We start from the raw sequence: 4,035 nt of genomic DNA, 5'->3' as shown, positions 1-4,035 counted from the left end.
GTGATGCACGCTGTGCCAGCCGCTTCGACCTGCCGGCGATGACTCCTTTCCCTCACGTGGGATTTCGCGTGGTGCGCCGACCGTAGACCGTGCGATGTCAACGTGAAGCGCTCTCAAACGGACTGCCCTCGATAATCTGGCGTTTTTGCTCTTCGGGAGTCGCTTCAGGGTCGGGATTCAGCGTCATGATGTAGGCCACCACATTGCGAAGCATCTGCTCGTCCTCGATGAAGAGCGTGGTCATCTGCACCATCTTCGCGCCGTTCACATCGTTCTTGATCGCGCCCCGTTTGCCCGCTTTGAAACGTTTGAGCTGTTCCTCCAGATACCATGCCTGCCGGCCGATGAGAGGCGGGCTGCCGAAGGCCATCTCGCCACTGGCGTTGTAGCGATGGCACTCCATGCAGCGTTCTTGGAAGAGCCTCATGCCTTCGCCGGTGTCCACATTGGCCATCGCGCGATCCTTGCCGGTTGGAACAACCAACGGCATCTTTTCCACGTGCTCGATCACGGCTTTCACCTGTTCGGGCTGCAAGGCTTTTGCGATGCTGGCCATCATGAAAGGCTGGGCATCGGCTGCATTCTGACCACGGCGACCTTCTCGAAAATTCGCGAACTGGGTGGTAACATACCACGAGGGCATGCCTGCAATGGACGGCGTTTTCATCTCGATCTTGCCCTCACCCTTCGCACCATGGCACTGTGCGCACACCGATTGAAAGATGGTTTTGCCATCCGTGGCCTTTGTGGCGGCGATGGCAGGGTGCACAGGATCAACGGCATGCACAGGCTTGATCTGCGCGGGTTCGGCAGCGTGCGACATGGCTCCACTGAGTCCGAGAATCAGGAACGCAAGAGGCTGACGGATGGATTTCATGGCCAGAAAACGGGCTAAGTTGCACGCCCGTTACAACAATGCCGGTTTAAACTGGTGTGGCGACCTTCTTTGCCAAAATCCGCGCACCGCAGGACAAATCCGGCGCGTGCTTGCGCATGCTTCGCGACTGTGCCTTGCTGTGCCATGCGCGTGTTTCCTCAGAACGTCGTCGAACTCACCCAGGCGCTGGTGCGCATCCCGTCGGTGAATCCTGACGGCGATCCCGGCACCGAAGGCATCGGCGAGGAGAAGTGCGCGCAGTTTGTTGCTGAGTTTTTGAAGCATTCAGGGGCCGAGTCATTTCTGGATGAAGTGGAGCCCGGCCGGCCAAACGTGATCGGCCGTTTTCCCACGAACCTCACGACCGATGGAAAACCCAAGCCCCGCATCCTTTTCGCACCGCATACCGACACCGTGAGCGTGGGCGGCATGACCATCGATCCGTTTGGCGGTGAGCTGCGCGATGGCAAAATATGGGGAAGGGGAGCGTCCGACACCAAGGGCCCCATGGCATCCTTTCTCTGGGCGCTGCATGAAATGCGCGAGGAGATTCCCGACCTGCCGGTCGAGGTGCACTTTGCCGGGTTCATGTCCGAGGAGAGCGCTCAACTGGGCTCGCAGCACTTCGCGAAACATCATGGGCGCTACGATCTCGCCATCATCGGCGAGCCGACGAGTCTGAAGACGGTGTTCCGTCATAAAGGCTGCTTGTGGGCCGACGTGCATACCAGCGGCGTTGCCGTTCACGGAGCCACGCCGGAACTCGGAGTAAATGCGATCGTGAAGATGGCAAAGCTTGTCGAGGCGCTCGACGGAGAATTCCGTGTCATCTTGTCAGAAGCCGGTGGCGAGGACGAATGGCTTGGTGCCAGCACGATCAATCTAGGCATGATCCAAGGAGGAACGCGCAGCAACATCGTGGCGGACTCGTGCAAACTCCGCGTGGATATCCGCACCACGCCAGGGCTGCAACGCGCGGGCGGAGCCATGAAGCTGCTGACCGAATTCGTGCAGAACGTGGATGAAACCGCGCGCGTCACCGTCGCCAGCGAGGCCTTTCATCTCGACACCGATCCCGCAAATCCCTTCGTGCAAAAGCTGATCGCCGCAGGCGCTGAACTGACCGGTGCCCCGTGGTTCTGCGACGCTGCCTTCCTTGCCGTGGCCGGCACGCCCGCGATCGCCATCGGCCCGGGAAGCATCGCCCAGGCGCATACCAAGGACGAATTCATCGCGGTGCGCGATCTGGAAGACGGCGTGGACTTCTTTGATCGGTTTCTGAAAAGCCTCTAGTATCATGTCGCGCCCGATCCCAACGCCTTGGAAGGGTACAGCTTCTAATCTGTTTCCAGAACTCAGGGATAGATTCACTGACGCTGACACGCCCTATTTGCTGTGGTTTGAGCTCCTTGCAGCGTTCAAAGCCGCCTATGATGAGGTTCCGCCTGATGAATCAATGATAGCTCGAATCTACCAATTTTGTGATTGGTGTATCGAAGCCCCTGGTGGCGAAACTGCTGATGATGATTTGTGCACCTGCGCCATCGTGTCCTTTCTCGAACATGTGCCCGAACATCCTGCCGCACGCGAAGACATGCCACGTTGGTTGAGCTATGAGGAGGTCGCAGAATCAGAGACCTTGTTTGCTTATCATCTTGGACAAGCTGGCTTTGAGGAACTCAAACTTCACATGCGCAAGAACCAACATCGATACATTGGACGCAAAAAGCGACTCACGGAATGACCACGCGATAAAACCGTCGGGTCTTTTTGACGGCATTGAGATCCGTCCACGTCGTGCTGGGGCCGGTGGCGGTGACGATCACGGCCTGCCATTCGATGAGGTCGTCGCTGTACTCGATGCGGTAGTCGTTGCCGCTGACGGAGGGAAACCGCAATGAGGTGGCCGTGGTGCGGCTGAGAACGGTACGCGGCAGACTGGCGGGATCGTCATCGCTGGTGCCGAACCAGGATTCGAGATCGGAGTGAATGCCATCTCCATCATTGTCGTGATGGATGGCGAACTGGTCCACAAAGCCGGAGTCGAGACCGGAGGCGGTGAAGTCGTCCTTGATGTAGGCCCATTTGAGCGTGTGGGTGCCGGCAGGGACGAGAAAGCCCTTGCGCGTCCAACCCACCTCGCCGCTGATGGCTTCCTGCTCCGCATCGTCGATGTAGAAGCGCAGAAAATCGTAGTCCTTTTCCGACGAGATGCCCCAGTAGAATGTGACCTTGCACGGACCGGTGACGTCGGTGGTCATGATGCTTTCCTGCAGGTTGTCAATCAGGCCGCTGCGCGCGGCATCCTCTCCGTCGCCGCTGTAAAACTGCTGCGGTGTCCAGGTGAGGTCTCCGGTGGTGGCAACAGTCTGCATTGGCGCGTCGATCGCTTCCGCCAGTCCCAGGGCGACGGAGGCAATGTCGATGACCACCGTGTCCGTCGTCGTGCCGATGCTGTTGGTCGCGTGGATCGTCACCGGATAGCTGCCGATCGTGGCGACGCTGCCGTAGATGAGGCCGCTGGTTTCATGCAGGATCAGTCCGGCCGGCAGATTATCTGCGCTGAAACTGGAGGGTGCGTCGGTCGCCTCGAGTTGATGGCGAAAGTAAACGCCCTGATAGGCATGGATCGTCTCGGTGATGATCGTTGGCGCGGCAGTGGTCGGCGTGATGACGACTTGGTCGATCCAGCCCTTGTCCTGCCCTTTCACCACGGCCTGATCCTTGGTGTAGTAGATGTCCACGTTGTGCGGACCGTCACCGAGGTAGGTGCTGGAGGCAGTCCAGTCAGTCTCACCGGTGATGTAATCGCGCACGTAGCCGTCCACGGTCAGAACGAGATAGTCGTAGTTCTTTTCGGAGGACACCTTCCACTGGAAGTCGAGCCGCGCGGGCCCATTCACCGTGAACTCGATGCCTGAGTACTCTTCATGTCCCACGACCGCAGTTTCGATTGCGTCCTCACCGTCGTGAGTCACCGCCGTCTGGCTGAAGGGATCGCCGAATCCGAAGGGAATGATCTTCGTCGTGTCAGGCTGCTCCACGGCTGCGGAGAGCAGCGGTTCGGCCGCGAGGATCAGGTAGTAGGCGAAATCTTCCGTCGTGCCGGTGGCGTTCGTGGCGCTTTGATAGCCCTGAAAAAGACCCGTCTCGGTGGG

The 4,035-nt window shown here is 59.0% G+C and carries 4 protein-coding genes; 2 read left to right on the top strand and 2 right to left on the bottom strand.

The window, feature by feature from the left end:
• Window positions 1-97: 97 nt before the first annotated feature.
• A complete protein-coding gene (locus KDL09_RS19440; protein WP_294388914.1) occupies window positions 98-877 on the bottom strand; it encodes a c-type cytochrome in 780 nt (259 codons plus the stop codon).
• A gap of 144 nt (window positions 878-1,021) precedes the next feature.
• Between KDL09_RS19440 and KDL09_RS19435 the strand changes: the two genes are divergently transcribed.
• Together KDL09_RS19435 and KDL09_RS19430 are read left to right on the top strand one after the other, a co-directional pair.
• Complete coding sequence (locus KDL09_RS19435) at window positions 1,022-2,170, top strand: M20 family metallopeptidase (protein ID WP_294388912.1); 1,149 nt, start codon at window positions 1,022-1,024, stop codon at window positions 2,168-2,170.
• Window positions 2,171-2,174: 4 nt separating this feature from the next.
• On the top strand, window positions 2,175-2,621 hold the full coding sequence (locus KDL09_RS19430; protein ID WP_294388910.1) for a hypothetical protein: 447 nt from the start codon (window positions 2,175-2,177) through the stop codon (window positions 2,619-2,621).
• Here KDL09_RS19430 and KDL09_RS19425 read toward each other — a convergent pair.
• Window positions 2,611-4,035: putative Ig domain-containing protein (locus tag KDL09_RS19425; protein WP_294388908.1), on the bottom strand; the 1,425-nt coding region annotated here is incomplete at its 5' end. The genes KDL09_RS19430 and KDL09_RS19425 overlap by 11 nt on opposite strands.

It is taken from the genome of Prosthecobacter sp. (assembly GCF_020439865.1).
Classification (GTDB): Bacteria; Verrucomicrobiota; Verrucomicrobiia; order Verrucomicrobiales; family Verrucomicrobiaceae; genus Prosthecobacter.
The sequence above is the reverse complement of the archived record's forward strand: the minus strand, read 5'-3'. Positions and strand labels throughout refer to the sequence as shown.